This is a genomic window from Pseudomonadota bacterium, assembly GCA_010028905.1.
Lineage (GTDB): Bacteria > Vulcanimicrobiota > Xenobia > RGZZ01 > RGZZ01 > RGZZ01.
Genome location: RGZZ01000570.1, coordinates 1 through 2,935, shown reverse-complemented (window position 1 = coordinate 2,935; position 2,935 = coordinate 1). Strand labels below are relative to the sequence as shown.

Here is a 2,935-nt window from a genome sequence, read left to right as displayed (position 1 = left end):
GCACCTCGAGCAGCGACCACTGCACCTTGGTGTTGTAGTCGGCGGCGGTGTTGTCGCTCATCTCGCCGTAGGCCGACATCACCTTGCCCTGCAGCTGCGCGGCGTTTGTGATGACCATCCCGGTCGGGTACACGTTCAATGCCGACAGCACAGGGGGGATGGCCAGGTCGGCTGAGTTTTCCGCCGGGATGGTGGTGGTGTTGCTGGCGGTGGTTGAGGTGATGCCCTGCATCCAGTTTGCCGTGACCTTCACCGTTCCCGCCTTCGAGAAGACCAGGGTCGAGAACCAGGGCGAGACGAACAGCCCCGCCGCCTTGGCGCGCTCGCTCACCGATGGCCACTCGCTGAACGTGTTGGTGACCCGGGCCACGCTCGCATCGTCGACCTGCCACTCAACCACCCCGGAGAGGTCGTCTACGATTACGTCCGAATTATTCTGCGCCCAGACGCCCACAGCGCTCAGGGCATGGATCTTGCGCGCCTGCTGCTGCGGCAGGATGGGATTCGCGCTGTACCAGGGGTTGTCGATGACGTGGTCGACGACTTTAATGTAGCTCGGTGGAATGCCTGCCGCGCGCAACACGCTCGACTCGATGGCACGGTTTTGACTGTTCAATGCGGCGCTGTCGAGGCTATACACGCGCGCATCGAGCGGGCCTGCAAACCTGGCATCGTCGATGGCAGGCTTGCGTGAGCCTATCTCGTCCGGGCGTTCGATGGCGGTGGACAGATTATTCAGGTCGAGTACGGCAATGCAGTTGATGATGGTACCGTCCCAGAAGCGGCCTGCAATGCTTGGACCGGGCTTCACTTCCCCTCCAGTGGTGACGTCGTAGAAGCGTACCTGTCGAGTCACCTTAACGTAGCTTGAGGAGCTTCCATAAGGCAGATGGTCGGAGATGGGGTCTGGGGCGGTTGGGTCGAAGGCTGCAACATAGTGGCGACCATTTAGGTCGATGCCCATCTCGCTCTTCACTTTATTCAGGCATTCAGGGGTACCCCACCCGGGAAGGGCTTGGAGCTCAGAAAGCTTAGGGAGGCGCCAGTTGCGGTACATCATTGTGTCGAGACGGACGAAATCTCTACTGAATACGTTGCCGGCAATGGTGTATGTGTAGGTTGTCTGGCCATAATCAGTTCTTTCACTTTTTGTATAGTGCAGCGGGCCGAACGTGATAGGCTGTACATAAGTTGAATACCAGGCGATGCCCCGCGAGGCGTCAACCCGTATCTTATCGCTGGAGAAGCGTGGGGGCGCCTGCTGCAGGCCACGCCGGCGCAGCGAGGCGACGGCTTCGCTTCCACTCGCGACACGGTCTGACAGCGCTTTGATGCGTGAGAACCCGGTGCCAAATGTGGCGTAGGCGGCTTTTGACTCGTAGGCATCGACGCGGGCAGCAAAGCCGATGGCGTTGGCGTACTGCATCTCGAGTCCGCGGAGCGTCAGCGTCGTGGCGTTGTCGCGCAGGTTGTAGCCCAGACCGTCGGCAGCCTTTGCATTGGCTTTTGCGCCGGTGCTCGCAGACGGCTGGTAGGTGCTCTGGCTCGTGTAGGCCGCAATGCCGTCGGTGACCGCGTTCGCACCGTTCAGGCCGAGACTCTGGTTGATGAAGGTTGACTCGAGCGTGGCGCCTTGCGTGTTGGAGGTGCTGCTCTGCACATTCTGCTGGACCGTGTCGTAGGGCTGCAGCCCAGCGGCCTGCGGCGCCGAAACGGTCGCGAGCGTGCTCAGCCTTCCTTGCATCTGGGACGTGCTCTGCTGCAGGGTCTGCTGGCTGTTGCTCCACCGGAGGAACGCAGTGGACTGGCGGATCTGCTGGCTCAGCTGGTTGAACCCCTGCTCGATCTGCTGGCTCAGCTGCTGCAGCCCCTTGAGGTAGGGGTCGTCGGCGTTGGCCTGCAGGATGTTGAGGACGACCTGGCTGATGACGCTGGCAATGACAAGCCCACCCGCGATGTAGGAGAGCACTTTTGTCGACTTCTCCACCGTGTTTCCATTGGCGGCGTCGATCGTGGCCAGTAGCCCGGTGATGGTGGTAAAACCGTCGACTGCGGTGCTGAAGATACCCGAGATGGTACCAAACAGCGAGTACGTTCCTTCCTGTAACTGCTCAGCGGTGAACGACGGCGTTGGCGTGAAGGAGCCGGCTCCCCAGCTGTCGAGCGCCTGCTGACGATCCGGGTCGAGTGAGCCCTTGGGGTCGGTGTTGTCAGCGTTGACCCCGTTCACCCGGTTGGGATCTGCACCGGTGGCTGCGGCGGCCGTCTTCGTCTGCTTGCGGTGCGCCTGGGCAGCGGGGGCGGCGGTCTTGTTGCGCGCCGCCGCCACGTACGCCCGCGCCCGTCCGGCTTCGGAGGCCAGGAAGTCGTTGAGGCTTGGGCTGCCCGCGTGCCCGTTCTGGGTGTTGTAGGCCTGGGCGTCGGCTTCGAGCTGGCCATCAGAGAGGGGACTCACGTCGCCTCCCGCGTCGTCGACATCGTAGTCGACGGGAATGTCGTTGGCCGCCTTCACGGCCTGTGCGGCACCCGTCAGCGACAGGCCTGGTTCGGCCTCGCGGAGCAGGCTCATCTCGGTCTCGAGGGGGGAAATATGGGCGAAGGGGGCCGGGGTGTCGGCCGTGAGCACCGTGCCCGCGCCTTCGGGGGCATCCGAGGGAACCACGGCCACGTAGCGTCGCTCACCTGGTGCGAGGCCGGCTGTGGCCTTCGCCGCCGCCGTCTTGGCTGCGGGGACGGCCGAGGCACCGAACAGGGGCTCGAATACGGTGAAGGTTCCGTTGGCGTCGGTGGTCGCGGTGCCCGCGATGGTGCCGTCGCTCTCGTACACGGTGACGAAGGCGCCGGCCACGCCCTGGGTGAGGTGCACCTCGCCCTGCAGCATTTTGGCAGGGCCGTTCTGCCCCATCACGATGGGCGCGGCGTTGGCGTCGCTCAG

General features: G+C 63.5%; 1 protein-coding gene. It reads right to left on the bottom strand.

Going from position 1 to position 2,935, the window contains the following annotated elements; translation table 11 throughout:
* On the bottom strand, nucleotides 1-2,935 hold a 2,935-nt coding region (locus EB084_22915), incomplete at both ends, for a hypothetical protein (protein NDD31115.1).